Below are 14,646 nucleotides of genomic sequence, written 5' to 3' on the forward strand. Positions count from 1 at the left end.
TCGGCGGATTCCTCGGAAGGCAGAGCGATATGCGTGGTGAGCCGGGTCGCAGGGTGGTCGTCACGGGCCTCGGAGCGGTGTCGGGCATAGGCATCGGCGCCGCCGAATTCCTTGCCGGGCTGCGCGCGGGAAAGAGCGCCGCCAAGCCCATCACCGCCTTCGACACCGAGGGCTTCGAGCACTCCATGGCGTGCGAGGTCACGGATTTCGACCCCGGTGAGTGGATCCGCAATCTGCCGCCCCGCACCCTGGGCCGGGCGAGCCAGTTCGCCGTCTCCGCCGCGCGGATGGCCGTGGCGGACGCCGGGCTCCCGGAGGGCGAACTGCGCGAGATGCCCTGTCTGATATCCGTCGGTACCACCGACGGCGAGTCCAGGGACCTGGACCAGCTGGTCGAGGTGGAGGTGGACCTCGGCCCGGAGCGGATGGACCCGGTCACCGCACGCCGGGTCCCGGCCGGACGGCTGTCGTCCACCATCGCCCATGAGTTCGGCCTCACCCGTGCCGAGGCGGTCACCCTGCCCACCGCCTGCGCCGCGGGCAACTACGCGATCGGCTACGGCTTCGACGCCATCCGCGGCGGGGACGTGGACATCGCCCTGTGCGGCGGCGCCGACGCCCTGTGCCGCAAGACCTTCACCGGCTTCTACCGCCTGGGCACCATCGCCCCCGAGCGCTGCCAGCCCTTCGACAAGGACCGCAAGGGCATCCTCACCGGCGAGGGCGCGGGCGTCCTGGTGCTGGAGAGCCTGGAGTCGGCGCTCGCCCGGGGCGCCCGGATCTACGCCGAGGTCCTCGGCTACGGCCTCAACTGCGACGCCGACCACCCGGTGGCCCCCAATCAGGACAGCGTGGCCCGCTGTATGCAACTGGCCCTGGACAACGCCCGCGTCCGCCCCGACGAGGTCGACTTCATCTCCGCGCACGGCACCGGCACCCGCGCCAACGACATCACCGAGGCCCGCGCCATCCACCAGGTCTTCGGCGAGCGCACGGCACCGCGCACCGTCTCCGTCAAGTCGATGATCGGCCACTCCATGGGCGCGGCCGGAGCGCTGGCCTCCATCGCCTGCGCGCTCGCGATCACCGAGGGGTTCATCCCGCCGACCATCAACCACGCCGAAACCGACCCCGAGTGCGCGCTCGACTGTGTGCCCAACCAGGCCGTCGAGGCCGAGCTGCGGGTCGTCCAGAACAACGGCCTGGCCTTCGGCGGCAACAACGCCGTGGTGATCTTCGGCAAGCACAGTTCGGCCGGATCATGAGCCAGCTGGTGACCGGCGCGGGCGCCGTGGCGAGCGTGGGCGAGGGCGTCGACGAGATCTTCCGGGCCCTGTGCGCCGGCACCAGCGGACTCCATGAACTGCGCGGCTTCGACAAGGACCGCTACCGGGGCTGCCACGCCTACGAGATCGACGACCGCCCGGCCTGCGGTTCGGACGTCCCCGGCCGCGCCACCGCCTGGCTGCTGCGCGCGATCGAGGAGGCCATCGGCCAGGCCGGTCTGGACGAGGACCTGAGCGAGATCCCCGTCCTGGTCGGCACCGGGCTGCGGGAACTGCGCTCGGCCGAACTGGCCTGGCGCGACCGCACCGGATTCGACCTCGGACGGCTGTACTTCGGTCCCGCCCTGCGGAAGCGGTTCGGCGCGGTGCACACCCACACCTTTGCCGGGGCCTGTTCGGCATCCCTCTACGCGCTCGCACTCGGCAGCGACCTGCTGGCGAGCGGTGCCGCGGACACCGTGGTCGTCGCCGGTGTCGACACCCTCACCGAGAGCATGTACGGGCTGCTGGACCGGGTGAACAGCGAACCCCCCGACCGGGTACGGCCCTTCGACCGCTCCCGCCGCGGTGTCCTGATGGGCGACGGCGCCGCCGCGGTGGTGCTGCGCCGCGAGGAGCCGGGCGCGGCGTCCGCCGCGCTCGGCCGGCTGCTGGCCGTCAGCATGAACTGCGACGCGCGCCATGTCACCGCCCCCGACGCCCAGGGGATCGCCGAGGCGGTGCACGAGGCGCAGTGGCGCGCGGGCGTCAAACCGCGCGACATCGACCTGGTGCTGCTGCACGGCACCGGCACCCAGCTCAATGACACCGCCGAGGCCACCGCCCTGGCCGAGGTCTACGGCTCCGACGTCGGCGGGCCGCTGATGACCGCCATCAAGTCCATGACCGGGCACACCTCCGGCGGCTCGGGGCTGCTCAGCCTGATCGTCGCGCTCCGGTCGCTGGCCACCGGCCAGGTGCCGCCCACCCTGCACCTCACCGATCCGCTGCCGGAGGCCGCGGAGTTCCGCTTCGTCCGGGAGCCGGTCAGTGGCGCGGGGCTCGGCCTCGCCCAGGTCGACGCGTTCGGCTTCGGCGGGGTCAACGCGGTGGCCGTCGTGGAGAGGACCGGCCGATGACCGCGAGCCCCGACGCGGTTGTCGTCTCCGGAGTCGGCCTGGCCCTGCCCGGCGCGGGCACCCCGGACACGCTGCTGCGCAACGCCCGCCCCGCCCCGGGGCCTTCGGACCGTTTCGACACCACCACCCGGATCGGCCGCCGCGGCCACCGCTACAAGGACCGGGCCACCCGGCTGGCGCTGTGCGCCGCCCTGGACGCGCTGCGGGACGCCGCCCTGGTGTGCGGCGAGGACGCCCAACTGACCGTGCCGGGCGCCACCGTGGGCGTGGTCGGCAGCTCCAACCTGGGCAACCTCGACACCGCGTGTCTGACCGCCGCCACCATCGCCGAGGACTCCGCCTGCGGCTTGAGCCCCATGAGCCTGCCCAACGCCTCCAGCAATGTGATCGCCTCCTGGGTGGCGATCCGGCACGGGCTGCGCGGCCCCAATCTGATGCTGTGCAACGGGCCCACCTCCGGGCTGGACGCCGTCCACTGGGGTGCCACGCTGGTCGCCGCCGGACGGGTCCGCCGGGCCCTGGTGGTCGGCGTCGAGACCCACAACCCCGTCGTGGAGGAGCTGGCCGGAGCCCCGGCCGGGGATCTGCTCGACGGCGCCGCGGCCGTGGTGGTCGAAGGCGCCCGGTGGGCCCGCGAGCGCGAGGCCCGGACCAGCGCCGTCCTCGGCCCGTACGTGCGGCGGCCGGGGCTCGGCCCGTGCGTGGCGGCGCTGCTGCCCGAAGGTCCGCCCCCCGGCGTCTGGTTCACCCCCGAGCGCTACAAGGAACCCGCGGGTGCGGCCGTGCCGGTGCCCGGCACCGTGCCCCGGCACGACCTCTCCGTCGCTTTCGGCCGCGCCTCCGGCGCCCTCGGCGTCCTCCAGTGCGCCGCCGCGGTCGGCTGGCTGGCCGCCGACGGCTCCGGGGACGCCCTGCTCACCAGCGGCGACGACACCGCCGACGCCGTGGCCGGACTGCTGCTGCGCCCCACGACCGCCCCGCGCCCCGGCCAGGACGGCCCGTTTTCGGCGTTTTCAGCGAGTCCAGCCAGTCCAGCGAGTTCAGCGATGTCAGCGATTTCAGCGATGGAGAGCCCCTGATGACCGCCGCCCCGCCGATGCGGACCAAGGCCCTGCTGGCCGACACCACCAGCGTGACGCTGCGCCCGCGCTACGAGGGCTCCAACATCTGCACCTGGATCGGTTTCAAGCACGTCAACTACCTCGTCGAGGAAGCGGTGCTGATCCACTTCGCACGCAGCGGGGCGTCCGCCCGGCTGCTCTACGAGGAGCACGGCCTCGGCCTGGACATCGTCCGGCTGGACACCCGCGTCCTGCACGCCTTCCACCTGGACGACGAGGCCGAGGCCGAGGTGGTCCCGGACACCTCCGACGCCGACTCCACCCTCGGCTTCAAGGTCACCCTCCGCGTCACCCGCGGCGGCTCCTCCCTCAAGGCCGTCACCGCCACCGTGCGCGTCGCGCTGCGCACCGACACCTACCTGGACGCCCCCGGACAGCCGCCCGGCGAGCTGGCCCGCTTCGCCACCGAGCGGCTGGGCACGGACGCCCCGGCAGCCGACGTGGCGGTGCCCGAACTGCCCGCGGACGCCGATGAGCGGGCCGTGCTCACCGCGCTGACCGAGGGCCGCAATGCCCACGCCTGGAAGTGGACCATCCCCTACCCCTACTGCCACTTCACCGAGCGGCTCCAGATGTCCGGCTTCCTGCGGCTGATGGAGGAGGCCAAGGACCGCTTCGTGGCCGCCCGCGGCATCTCCATCAAAACCCTGCTGGACGACCGCAAATGGATACCCGTCGTCCCGCGGTCCACGCTGCGGATCACTGGTGAGGCGCTGATGGAGGAGGACCTCTACACGGTCTACACCGTGGAGGAGATCTTCAAGGACCTCACCTACACCGCCCGGATGGACTGCTATGTGCTCCGCGACGGCGCCCTCGCCCTCACCGCCACCGGCCGGATCGTGCACGGCTACGCGCTGATCGAGAACCGACGCGACTGGCGGCTGGTCCCCTTCGACCAGCGGGTGCTGGACGCCATCGGCGGGAAGGCGAGCGCCCGCTGATGGACGACGTACTGATCACCGGGCTCGGGGCGCTGTCCCCCCTGGGCTCGGGTGTCGACACGTTCTGGCGCGGGATGCGGACCGCGGACACCGCCCCGGTCACGGTGCCCGATCCGCTCGCCCGCATGGACCACCCGCTGATGTACCTGGTGCCCGAGGCCGATCTGCCGGACGGGCCCGCCGAGCGGGACGGGCTGCCGCTGGGACGCGGTTCGCAGTTCGCCCTGGAGGCGGCACGGCAGGCCGTCGAGGACGCCGGGCTCGACCGCGCGGGCGGCACGCCCGATCCGCGCCGGGTGGCCGTGGTCCTGGGCAGCGGGATGGGCGACACCGACCTCCATGAGCGCTGGTGGACCGGGACGGACCCGGGCTCCGGCCGCTGGGCCCCGGTCTACCCGGTGGCCGCGGCGGTCGCCGCGTGGTTCGACGCGCAAGGGCCCACCACCTGTGTCAGCAACGCCTGTTCGGCGAGCGGCTACGCCCTGTCCGAGGGCGCGGATCTGATCCGCTCCGGCGAGGCGGACGTGGTCATCGCGGGCGGCGCCGAGGCGTACTCCCGGGTGGCGCTGGCCTGTTTCAACCGGCTGGGCGCGATCGACCCCGAGCGCTGCCGCCCGTTCGCCGCCGACCGCGGCGGCACCCTGTTCGGCGAGGGCTCCGCCGTGCTGGTCCTGGAGTCCGCGTCGCACGCCCGCGCCCGCGGTGTCCGTACCGTCTACGCCCGGCTGGCGGGCACCGGATGGAGCTGCGACGCGCACCACCCGACCGCGCCCGAGCCCGGCGGCGCCCAGATCGAGCGGGCGATGCGGGACGCGCTGCGGGAGGCGGGGGCGAGCGCCGCACCGGGGGAGCGGGGCCTGGGGGTCGTGGTGCCGCACGGCACCGGCACCGATCTGAACGACGTGGTGGAGAGCCGGATCCTGGCCGCGCTGGCGGACGGTCCCGAGACGCGGGCGCCGCTGTACAGCCTGAAGGCACTGATCGGCCACACCGGCGGCGCGGCGGGCGCGTTCTCGGCGCTGGCCGCCGTTCTGATGCTGCACCACAGGACCCTGCCGCCCAATGTGCCGATCGGGGCGCTCGATCCCGAGTGCCCGGTGCGGGTGCCGTCCGAGCCGTCCCCGATCACCGCCCCCTACGGTCTGGTCAACGCCTACGCGTTCGGCGGCAACAACATCTCGCTCGTCTTCGGGGAGGCCGGGTCATGAACGGCACCGATCTGGTGGTGGCGGGCGTGGGCACGGTGAGCGCCGACGGCTTCGACTTCCGTACCGCGCTCGGCCGCCGCGGCTACAAGTACCTGCCCTCCGCCGCCCAGTACTTCCTGGCCGCGGCCAAGCGCGCGCTGGCCGACGCCGGTCCGGACGCCCTGGAGGCGGCGGAGCCCGAGCGGCGGGGCGCCGCGGTGGGCACCAACAGCGCGGCCGTCGCCCTGCACCACTCCATGGACCGTACGGTCACCGGAACCGGCGCGCGGGACCTGAGCCCGATCACCGCGCCCTACTTCTCCATCAACCTCTTCGGCAGCCGACTGGCCACCGAACACGACCTCAAGGGCTTCAACCTCACCCTCACCACCCCCAGGGTGGCCGGGTTCGAGGCGCTCCGCACCGGTCAGCGCGCACTGGCCGCGGGCCGGGCGCGGCTGCTGATCGCCGGGGCCACCGAGGAGGCGCTGCCGGAGGGCGAACCGGGCGCGGCCGGTTCGGAGGCCGGGGCGGTCGCGCTGCTGCTGGAGCCCGCGGCCTCGGTCGCGGCCCGGGGCGGACAGGCGCTGGGGCGGCTGGGCATCCGCACGTTCTTCCTGCCGCCGCCGGCCGCCGGTGAGGGCGCCGACCGGGCGGCGGCGCTGGTCCGGGACGCGCTCGACGCCCTCGGCCACCGGCCGGGCGCCCCCCTGACCACCACCGCTGTGCTCGACCACTCCCCGGTGGGCGAGGCGGTCGCGGCGGCGCTCGAGGAGATCACGGGGGGCGAGAAACCCGCGCGGATCCCGGCGGGCGCGGGCGCCCTGGAGCCGGTGGCACGGGCCGCCGCCGCGCTCGACGGCGACCCGGATCGGGCCCACGCGGTCGTCACCGCGGCCGCCGAAGGACATCTCGCCGTCTGCCTGGTCACCCCCGGCGGTGCCGGGGCCGGTGCGGACGGACAGCCGATGAGCACACCACGGAGGACGGACGACCGATGATCACCTCACTCGAAGGGTCCTGGTGCCTGGTCCTCGGCGCCTCCAGCGGGATGGGCCTGGCCATCGGCCATGAGCTGGCCCGCGCGGGCGTCAACATCCTGGGCGTGCACTTCGACACCGCCGATGGACAGGAGAAGGCGGCCGTCGCCCGCGAGGAGATGCGCGGCCACGGCGTCCAGGCACACTTCTTCAACGCCAACGCCGCCTCCGCGCGGACCCGTGAGGAGCTGCTGCCGCAGTTCGCGGAGCTGACCGGGGACACCGGTATCCGCGTGGTCGTCCACTCCTTGGCGTTCGGCACCCTGCTGCCGTACATCGCCCAGGACGGCGAGGACGAGCTGACCTCACGTCAGATGAACATGACGCTCGATGTGATGGCCCACTCCCTCGTCTACTGGACCCAGGACCTGTTCACCGCCGGACTGCTCCGCCAGGGCGCCAAGGTGTACGCCATGACCAGCGCCGGAGGGGCCCGGGTGATGCCCCACTACGGCGCCGTGTCCGCCGCCAAGGCCGCCCTGGAGTCCCATGTGCGCCAACTCGCCCTGGAGCTGGCCCCCTCCGGGATCGCCGTCAACGCCCTGCGCGCCGGGGTCACCCTGACCCCGTCCATGCGGCGGATCCCCGACAGCGAGCGGGTCGCCGCCTACGCCACCGGCCTCAACCCGCACCGGCGGCTGACCCGGCCCGAGGACGTGGCCGAGGCCGTCTCCCTGCTGTCCCGCACCGACTCCTCCTGGATCACCGGCAATGTGATCGGGGTCGACGGCGGCGAGATCCTGACCTGACGAGGACACCCACATGACTGACCATCTGCTCATCGAGAGCGGCGGACCGCAGACCGGGCCCGCCTGCGAGCGGTTCGTCGGCGACGCGGTACGGCTGGCCGGGGACGGCCACCGGGTGGTGCTGTTCCTCGTCGAGAACGGGGTGACCGCCGCCCTGCCCGGCGCCTCACCGGCCGTCGCCGCCCTGCTGCGGGACGGCGGCGAGCTGTGGGTGGACGCCTTCTCGGCCGCCCAGCGCGCCCTGCCCGCCGCCGATCTGCTGCCCGCCTCCCGGATGGTGGAGATGGACGACGTGGCCGCCAGGCTGCTGGCGCCCGAGGTACGGGCGGTGTGGCACTGATGCCCCGGCCCGTGCCCCGTACCGATGTGCTGCTCAACCTGTTCGGTGCGCCGCACCAGACCGACCTGGTCACCTCAGCGCTGCGGCTGGCGACCGCGCTGCTCGACCGCGGCGCCCGGGTGCAGATCTGGAGCTGCGGCGACGCCACCCGGCTGACCGGCGCCGCGCTCGGCGACACCGCGCCGCGCGACCTGTCGGAACCGGGGCGCGAACACCCCTCGGTGGCCCGGGTCGTACGGGATCTGATCACCGATCACCCCGACCGGCTGTACTGGTACGTCTGCCGCTTCTGCGCCGATCAGCGCGGGGCGTCCGAGCAGATCCCCGAGGTGCGCACCCGGGCGCCGTTCGTCTTCGCCGAGCATGTCCGCGCCGCCGACAAGGCCCTGATCATGGGGGTGTGCTGAGCCATGGCGGACCAGGCGCGCTGGCTGCTGATCGTGGAGAAGGCGTACCGGGGCTCGGTCGAGACCCAGTTCGCCGACGCCCTCTACTGCGTCCCCGAACTCCACCGGCAGAGCGGTGGATGCGATCTGGTGCTGCGCGGCCCCGCCGCCGGATACGCCCTCGCCACCGACTTCACCCCGGAGTTACGCATCGGCGGCCGGACCCTGGCCTCGCTGCCCGACCCCGGCGCCTCGGTGACCCGGCTGATGGCGGCCGGGGTGACCGTCATGGTCGAGGAGGACGGGCTGACCGCGCTCGGGCGCACCGCCCGCGACCGGCTGCTGCCGGGCGTCCGGGTCATCGAGGGTGGCGCCCTGGCGTCCCGCTGGCCCGCCTATGAACAGGTGTGGTTCCTGTGACCGCGCCCGCCACCCCCGCCACCACCGAAGGAGTCCACGGACCCATGAACGCTGCCGCCGCGGTCGTCCCGGTCATCTCGGCCTGGACCGCCGTCTCGCCCCTGGGACTGAGCGGGGCGGACTTCACCACGGGGCTGCGGGCCGGCCGGAAGGCCGGGACCGCCCTGGACCCCGAGGAGTGGTCCGTGCCGTTCCAGGAGGCGTGCCTGGTCCCCGGCTTCCGCATCCGGGAGATCCTGGGCCGCAAGGGCACCCGCTCGATGGACCGGGCCACCGGTCTGGCCGTGACCGCGCTCCGCGCGCTGCTGCACGGCGACGGCGAGCACGGCGGGCATGCCGACGAGGGGTGGAACGGCGGCGCGGGCGAACGGCTGCCGGGCGTGGGCGAACACACCGGACTCGCCCTGGGCACCAGCACCGGCAGCGCCCAGAGCATCATGGACTTCACCCGTGACTCGCTGGTCAGCGAGCGGCCGTTCTTCGTCGACCCGGCCCGCTTCCCCAACGCGGTGATGAACTGCGCGGCCGGACAGTCCGCCATCTGGCACGGGCTCAAGGGCCCCAACACCACCATCGCCGGGGGCCGCGCCACGGGACTGCTCGCCCTCCAGTACGCGCTGCGGCTCCAGCGCGCCGGACGCGCGGGCCCGGTGCTGTGCGGCGCGGTGGAGGAGTTCTCCTCCGCCCGCGCCTGGCTGGAGTGGCACGCCCGGGCCGACCAGGACGCCGCCGCCGTTCTCGGCGAGGGCGCGGCCGTCTGGCTGCTGGAGCCGGAGGCCACCGCGGCCGAGCACGGCCGCCGGGCCCTCGCCGAGGTCGCGGGTCTTGAGTTCGGCTGCGCCCCCGGCACGGACGCCGTGCGCACCGTGCTCGCCACGGTGATCCGCCGGCTGCTGGACCGTACCGGGGTGACCCCCGGCGAGGTGCGGATGCTCGCCGACTCACGGGCCCCCGGCGCCGAGGGCGCGGCCGAACGCGCCGCCCTCGACGAGGTCTTCGACGGCGGGCAGCCGCCCGTGATCTCGGCCGCCGACCTCATCGGCGACACCTGCGCCGCTTCGGCGGCCTTCCAGATCGCCGCCGTCCTCGCGCTCGCCGAGCGCAAGGACCTCGCCCCCGGCGGGCACGCCCTGGTCACCTCGGCCGACCGGGACGGCGTCGTCGGGGCGGCCCTGCTGCGGATCCGGTGACGGCCGGCCGCCCCGAGCGCACAAGGAGTTGGTTGATATGACGGTGCGAGATCTGACGGCCGGAGAGCCGGCGGACACCCCACCGCGCACCGCGCTGGTCTTCCCCGGCCAGGGCGCGCAGAAGGCGGGCATCGGCGCGTTCTGGCGGGACGCCCCGTCCTGGCCGCTGGTGGCCGGGATCTCCGAGTACACCGGGATCGACGTCGAGGAGCTGCTGCTCAAGGCGGACGACGAGACGCTGCGCCGGACCGACCTCGCCCAGATCGCGGTGTTCACCACCGAGGTGCTGGTGCACCGCGAGGCCAGCGAGGCGGGGGTGCTGGGTGAGGTGGTGGCCTGCGCGGGGCACAGCCTGGGCGAGTACACCGCGCTCTACGCGGCCGGGGCCGTACCGCTCGCCGACGCCGCCCGGCTGGTCGCCGCCCGCGGCCGGGCGATGCGCGCCTGCGCCGACCGCTCGCCGGGCACGATGGCCGCAGTGGTCCGGCTCGACCCGGAGACCGTGGAGGCCCTGGTCGCGCGGGTCCGGCAGGAGGGTCCGGAGATCTGGGTCGCCACGGTGAACGCGCCCGGCGCGATCGTGGTCTCGGGCACCGCCGAGGGCGTGGACCGGTTCGCCGAGCTGGCCGTCGAAGCCGAGGGCAAGGTGATCCGGCTCGCCGTCGGCGGCGCCTTCCACAGCCCGCTGATGGCCGCCGCCGCCGACGAGCTGCGCGAGGCCCTGGCCGCCGTGCACTTCGCCCCCGAGCACCTGCCCGTCGTCGCCAATGTGGACGCCCGCGCGTACCGCACCGGCGAGCGCTGGCGGGAGCTCGAACTCGACCAGCTCACCAGCCCGGTGCGCTGGGAGGAGAGCGTCCGCACCCTGGCCGGGGAGCTCGGCTGTACCCGGTTCGTGGAGCTCGGCCCCGGCCGCCAGCTCACCGGGATGATCCGGCGGACCGTCAAGGGGGCCGTGACCGTACCGGTCGACTCGCCCGCGGCGCTCGCCAAAGCCACCACCGTCCCCGCTGACGCGGAAGGAGACACCCCCCATGGCTGACACCACCACCCTGGACAAGGACGAGCTGCGCACGTTCGTCGCGGATGTGCTCGATGTGGAGGAGGAGGACGTCACCGACGACGCCGACTTCGTCGAAACCCTGGGCGTCGACTCGCTCATGGCCCTGGAGGTCATGGTCGTCCTGGAGAAGAAGTACGCGGTGAAGCTGGACGAGCAGGAGATGAAGGACATCACCTGTCTGCAAAAGGTCCACGACCTGCTCGTCTCGAAGCTGGAGAAGTGATGACGACGGCGTCCGCGTGCGGACCGGTCGACGGCACCGTGGACGTCGTCGAACCCGGCGATCCCGGTGAGCGCCCCGCCCGGTGCGAGGTCCGGATCCCGGAGACGGAGCGGGTGCTCGCCGGGCACTTCCCCGGCTTCCCCATCCTTCCCGGGGTGTGCGTCGTGGAGTACGTCCAGCGCGGCGCACTCGCCACCCTGCCCGCGCCGGACCGGCGCTGGCGGCTCGCGGCCCTGGAGTCCTCCCGCTTCCTCAGCCCGGTCTACCCCGGCGACACCCTCAGCTGCGAACTGAGCTGGACACGGGAGGGCGAGGACTGGCGCTGCCGGGCCCGGGCCGCCACCGGCCGCGGCCCCGCCGCCCAGATCCGGCTGCGCTTCACCGAGCGGGCCGGGCTGAAGGAACCGGGAGCCGCCGGATGATCGGGGTCGGCGAGATCAAGCGGATCCTGCCGCACCGCTATCCGATGCTGCTGGTCGACCGGGTCACCGAGGTCGTCCCCGGCGAACGGGCCCGCGGACTGAAGGCGATCACCTGCAACGAGCCCTGGTACGCGCAGGTGCCGGACGACGCGCCCGAGGAGGACTACCACTACCCGTGGACCATCCTGCTGGAGTCCTGGTGCCATGTGGCCGGGGTGCTGGTGGCACGGGAGCGGCCCAACCCGGACGTCCGTACCGGGATGGCCATGCTGCTCGGCGGGGTCACCGACGCCGGGTTCCACCGCCCCGTCGTCCCCGGCGATGTGGTGGAGCACCACGTACGGCTGGCCCGCCGGGTCGGCGACACCTATGTCTTCGAGGGCGAGAGCCTGGTCGGGGACGCGACCGCCCTGACCGTCGGGCGGCTGACCATGACGATGCGTCCGGCGTCCGAGCTCGACCACGCCCCCGCCGGCGCCTAGGAGAGGAACCACACCGCATGTCCGACAACGAGCGACGGGTCGCACTGGTCTCCGGCGGCTCCCGCGGAATCGGCCGCGCCACCGTGCTGCGCCTGGCCCGGGAGGGGTACGACGTGGCGTTCTGCCACGGCTCCAGCCCCGAGGCGGCCCGCGCCCTGGAGGAGGAGGCGGCCGGTCTTGACGGCGGCCGGGTGCTCGGCCGGCAGACGGACGTCCGGGACCTGGCGGCGGTCCGGGACCTGGTTTCCTTCACCGAGGACGAGCTCGGTCCCATCGATGTCGCGGTGACCTCGGCGGGCGTCACCCGCGACAATCCGCTGCTGCTGATGCGGGACGAGGAGTGGCGGGGCGTCATGGACGTCAACCTGGACGGCACTTACCACGTCTGCCGTTCCGTGGTGTTCGGAATGATGAAGCGCAAGTCCGGGTGTGTGGTGACCATATCCTCGGTGGCAGGGGTGTACGGCCATGCCACCCAGAGCAACTACGCCGCCTCCAAGGCCGGGATCATCGGCTTCACCAAGTCACTCGCCAAGGAGGTCGGACGGTACGGCATCCGGGCCAATGTGGTCGCCCCCGGCTTTGTCGAGACGGACATGACGGCCGCACTGTCGGACAGTGTGCGGAAGGAGGCGGAGCAGAGCATTCCGCTCCGCCGCTTCGGCCGCCCCGAAGAGGTCGCCGACATGGTCGCGTACCTGACCGCCGCGGAGTATGTGACCGGCGCGGTGTTCCAGGTCGACGGCGGTGTGGTGATCTGAGCGGAGCACGATGGGACCGGACGGACCGACGAGGGGGACGGACGTGGCAGCCAAGCGCAGCAAAGTGCCGCGCTTCTATTTCAATTTCCGCAGCCCGTACAGCTGGATCGCCTACCGTGACCTGATGGGCCGCTATCCGGATGTCGCACAGGCGGTGGAGTGGCACCCCTGGTGGGAGCCGGACGCGGAGGGTGAGCGCCGGATGGCCGAGCGGCGCCGCCGCTTCCCGTACACGGCCATGTCGCGGGACAAGCATCTGTACGTCCTCCAGGACGTGCGCAGGCTCACCGCCGACCGCGGACTCACGGTCACCTGGCCGGTGGATATGGACCCGGTCTGGGAGGTGCCACATCTGCCGTACTTCCTCGCCGTCGACGCGGACCTCGGCCCGGCGTACATCGAACGCGTCTACCGGGCACGCTGGGAAGAGGGCCGGAACATCTGCGACCGGTCGACCGTCGCGGAGATCGCCGAAGAGCTGGGGCTCCCGGCCGGTCCGCTGGCGGACGCGGCCGACGACGCCGAGCTGCGCGGCGGGCGGGGGCTTGCGGCACTGCTCGCGCTGAGCGAGGACGGGGCGTTCGGGGTGCCGTTCTTCACCCTGGGCTACGACAAGTACTGGGGTGTGGACCGGCTGTCCGTCTTCGCCGACGCGGTCCGCTCCCGGGGCGCCTCCGGTACCGGGTCCGGGCCGCCGCCCGGGGAGGTACCGCCCAGCGGCGCGGACTTCGCCGCGGTCCGCTCCGGCGACCAGGGCCACGCCGGAGGGTGCGGCTGACCCCGTATCCCCGCCGCGTCCCCACGCCGACTCCTGGGGCCGCTCGTTGCCGCGCCGCCCACGGGCGACCGACCCCCCACCCCGACCCGACCTGAGACGAGACCGCCCTGACCGCCCACGGACACTCCATCCCCTCCCGGAGGACGCAGATGCCCGAGCCACGCCAGAAGCCGGTGCGGCGTCCCTCGCCGGTGGCCCGCGCCCTCTCGGCCGTGGCGCTTCCGGTGGCCCCGCTGTACGGGGCCTGCCTGGCGTATCTGGCCTTCCATCCGCGCAACCGCGCACAGCGGGCGGACCCGGGCGACCACGGACTGCCGTTCACCGAGCTGGAGATCCCCTTCACCGCCCGGAAGTACGTCCACGCCTGGCTGTGCCCCGGGTCCACGGATCGGGTGGTGGTGCTCGGGCACAGCCTGGGGACGAGCAAGGACCGCAGCCTCGCCCATGCGCGGTTCCTGCACGACGCCGGATACACCGTCTGCCTCTTCGACCACCGCAACCACGGCGCCAGCGGCGACGACCGCGCGCTGCGGGGCCTGGGCGACCGGTTCGCCGGCGATGTCATCGCCGTGGTGGAGCGGCTGCGCGAACGGCATGGCTACGCCACCGCGCGGATAGCCGTCTACGGCTTCTCCTTCTCGTGCTTCTCGTCCATGTGGGCGCTGACGCACGACGGATTCGAAGTCGACGCGCTGGTGTGCGACAGCGGGCCGGGACACGATGTGGCGCCGCTGCTGCGCAAGTTCCTGGAGGCGGAGGCGCTGCCGATACCCGCCCCGCTGAGCGCGGAGCCGTCCCGTTCGGTGGTGACCCGGACCCTGTGCACCGTGGGCCCGGCGATGCTGCGGGCGCAGTGGCCGCCTCCGGTATCCGGCACGTTCGCCAAGATCCCACTGCTGTTCATGTCCGGCGAGTACGACGCGATCGTGCCGCCGTCCTCGGTGGACGCCCTGGCCGAGCGCTACGACCAGGCCGAGACCCACGTCCTGCCGGGTGCCGAGCATCTGCTTGGGCTGGAGACCGATCCCGAAGGCTACGCGAGCGTGGTACTGGATTTCCTCGAGCGGGCCCTGGGGTAGCAACCTGACCGTCCTCGCCGGGACGGTACTTCTGAAGAGGGAAGAGAGAGCATGCAG

Annotated in this window: 18 protein-coding genes; all 18 read left to right on the plus strand. The window is 73.3% G+C overall.

Annotated features, from left to right (window positions below; genetic code table 11):
- Window positions 1–29: 29 nt before the first annotated feature.
- The 18 genes from JK363_RS24035 to JK363_RS24120 all read left to right on the plus strand — a co-directional run bounded on the left by JK363_RS24035 (window position 30) and on the right by JK363_RS24120 (window position 14,589).
- Window positions 30–1,265: a beta-ketoacyl-[acyl-carrier-protein] synthase family protein gene (locus JK363_RS24035; protein WP_201877167.1), complete on the plus strand. Its 1,236-nt coding sequence runs from the start codon at window positions 30–32 to the stop codon at window positions 1,263–1,265.
- A complete protein-coding gene (locus tag JK363_RS24040) occupies window positions 1,262–2,404 on the plus strand; it encodes a beta-ketoacyl-[acyl-carrier-protein] synthase family protein (protein WP_201877168.1) in 1,143 nt (380 codons plus the stop codon). Before JK363_RS24035 ends, JK363_RS24040 begins: the two co-directional genes overlap by 4 nt.
- Entirely contained in the window at window positions 2,401–3,483 is a 1,083-nt protein-coding gene (locus JK363_RS24045; protein WP_201877170.1) for a beta-ketoacyl synthase N-terminal-like domain-containing protein, read from the plus strand. The genes JK363_RS24040 and JK363_RS24045 overlap by 4 nt, the downstream gene beginning before the upstream one ends.
- Window positions 3,483–4,469 (plus strand): thioesterase family protein, encoded by a 987-nt coding sequence (locus tag JK363_RS24050; protein ID WP_236076055.1) that lies wholly within the window; start codon window positions 3,483–3,485, stop codon window positions 4,467–4,469. Before JK363_RS24045 ends, JK363_RS24050 begins: the two co-directional genes overlap by 1 nt.
- Window positions 4,469–5,677: a beta-ketoacyl-[acyl-carrier-protein] synthase family protein gene (locus tag JK363_RS24055; protein ID WP_201877172.1), complete on the plus strand. Its 1,209-nt coding sequence runs from the start codon at window positions 4,469–4,471 to the stop codon at window positions 5,675–5,677. Before JK363_RS24050 ends, JK363_RS24055 begins: the two co-directional genes overlap by 1 nt.
- On the plus strand, window positions 5,674–6,657 hold the full coding sequence (locus JK363_RS24060; protein WP_201877174.1) for a beta-ketoacyl synthase N-terminal-like domain-containing protein: 984 nt from the start codon (window positions 5,674–5,676) through the stop codon (window positions 6,655–6,657). The genes JK363_RS24055 and JK363_RS24060 overlap by 4 nt, the downstream gene beginning before the upstream one ends.
- The gene (locus JK363_RS24065) at window positions 6,654–7,445 is read left to right on the plus strand and encodes an SDR family oxidoreductase (protein ID WP_201877176.1); all 792 of its coding nucleotides are present in this window, start codon (window positions 6,654–6,656) and stop codon (window positions 7,443–7,445) included. The genes JK363_RS24060 and JK363_RS24065 overlap by 4 nt, the downstream gene beginning before the upstream one ends.
- Before the next feature lie 13 nt (window positions 7,446–7,458).
- Window positions 7,459–7,785, plus strand: a complete 327-nt coding sequence (locus tag JK363_RS24070; RefSeq protein WP_201877178.1) for a DsrE family protein — start codon at window positions 7,459–7,461, stop codon at window positions 7,783–7,785.
- Window positions 7,785–8,192, plus strand: a complete 408-nt coding sequence (locus tag JK363_RS24075; RefSeq protein WP_201877215.1) for a DsrE family protein — start codon at window positions 7,785–7,787, stop codon at window positions 8,190–8,192. Before JK363_RS24070 ends, JK363_RS24075 begins: the two co-directional genes overlap by 1 nt.
- 3 nt (window positions 8,193–8,195) lie before the next feature.
- Window positions 8,196–8,591, plus strand: coding sequence for a hypothetical protein (locus tag JK363_RS24080; RefSeq protein WP_201877180.1), 396 nt, complete (start codon window positions 8,196–8,198; stop codon window positions 8,589–8,591).
- Window positions 8,592–8,635: 44 nt separating this feature from the next.
- Entirely contained in the window at window positions 8,636–9,781 is a 1,146-nt protein-coding gene (locus JK363_RS24085; RefSeq protein WP_201877181.1) for a beta-ketoacyl synthase N-terminal-like domain-containing protein, read from the plus strand.
- A gap of 37 nt (window positions 9,782–9,818) precedes the next feature.
- Window positions 9,819–10,823, plus strand: a complete 1,005-nt coding sequence (locus JK363_RS24090) for an ACP S-malonyltransferase (protein ID WP_201877182.1) — start codon at window positions 9,819–9,821, stop codon at window positions 10,821–10,823.
- On the plus strand, window positions 10,816–11,067 hold the full coding sequence (locus JK363_RS24095; RefSeq protein ID WP_201877183.1) for an acyl carrier protein: 252 nt from the start codon (window positions 10,816–10,818) through the stop codon (window positions 11,065–11,067). Before JK363_RS24090 ends, JK363_RS24095 begins: the two co-directional genes overlap by 8 nt.
- Window positions 11,067–11,489, plus strand: a complete 423-nt coding sequence (locus JK363_RS24100; protein WP_201877184.1) for a 3-hydroxyacyl-ACP dehydratase FabZ family protein — start codon at window positions 11,067–11,069, stop codon at window positions 11,487–11,489. Before JK363_RS24095 ends, JK363_RS24100 begins: the two co-directional genes overlap by 1 nt.
- Entirely contained in the window at window positions 11,486–11,971 is a 486-nt protein-coding gene (locus JK363_RS24105; protein ID WP_201877185.1) for a 3-hydroxyacyl-ACP dehydratase FabZ family protein, read from the plus strand. The genes JK363_RS24100 and JK363_RS24105 overlap by 4 nt, the downstream gene beginning before the upstream one ends.
- 17 nt (window positions 11,972–11,988) lie before the next feature.
- The gene (fabG, locus tag JK363_RS24110) at window positions 11,989–12,732 is read left to right on the plus strand and encodes a 3-oxoacyl-ACP reductase FabG (RefSeq protein ID WP_201877186.1); all 744 of its coding nucleotides are present in this window, start codon (window positions 11,989–11,991) and stop codon (window positions 12,730–12,732) included.
- Between the two features lie 43 nt (window positions 12,733–12,775).
- On the plus strand, window positions 12,776–13,510 hold the full coding sequence (locus JK363_RS24115; protein WP_307821846.1) for a 2-hydroxychromene-2-carboxylate isomerase: 735 nt from the start codon (window positions 12,776–12,778) through the stop codon (window positions 13,508–13,510).
- A gap of 149 nt (window positions 13,511–13,659) precedes the next feature.
- Window positions 13,660–14,589, plus strand: coding sequence for an alpha/beta hydrolase (locus JK363_RS24120; protein ID WP_201877191.1), 930 nt, complete (start codon window positions 13,660–13,662; stop codon window positions 14,587–14,589).
- Window positions 14,590–14,646: the final 57 nt, after the last annotated feature.

Origin of the sequence: Streptomyces coffeae, assembly GCF_016741875.1 — a bacterium.
Taxonomy (GTDB): domain Bacteria; phylum Actinomycetota; class Actinomycetes; order Streptomycetales; family Streptomycetaceae; genus Streptomyces; species Streptomyces coffeae.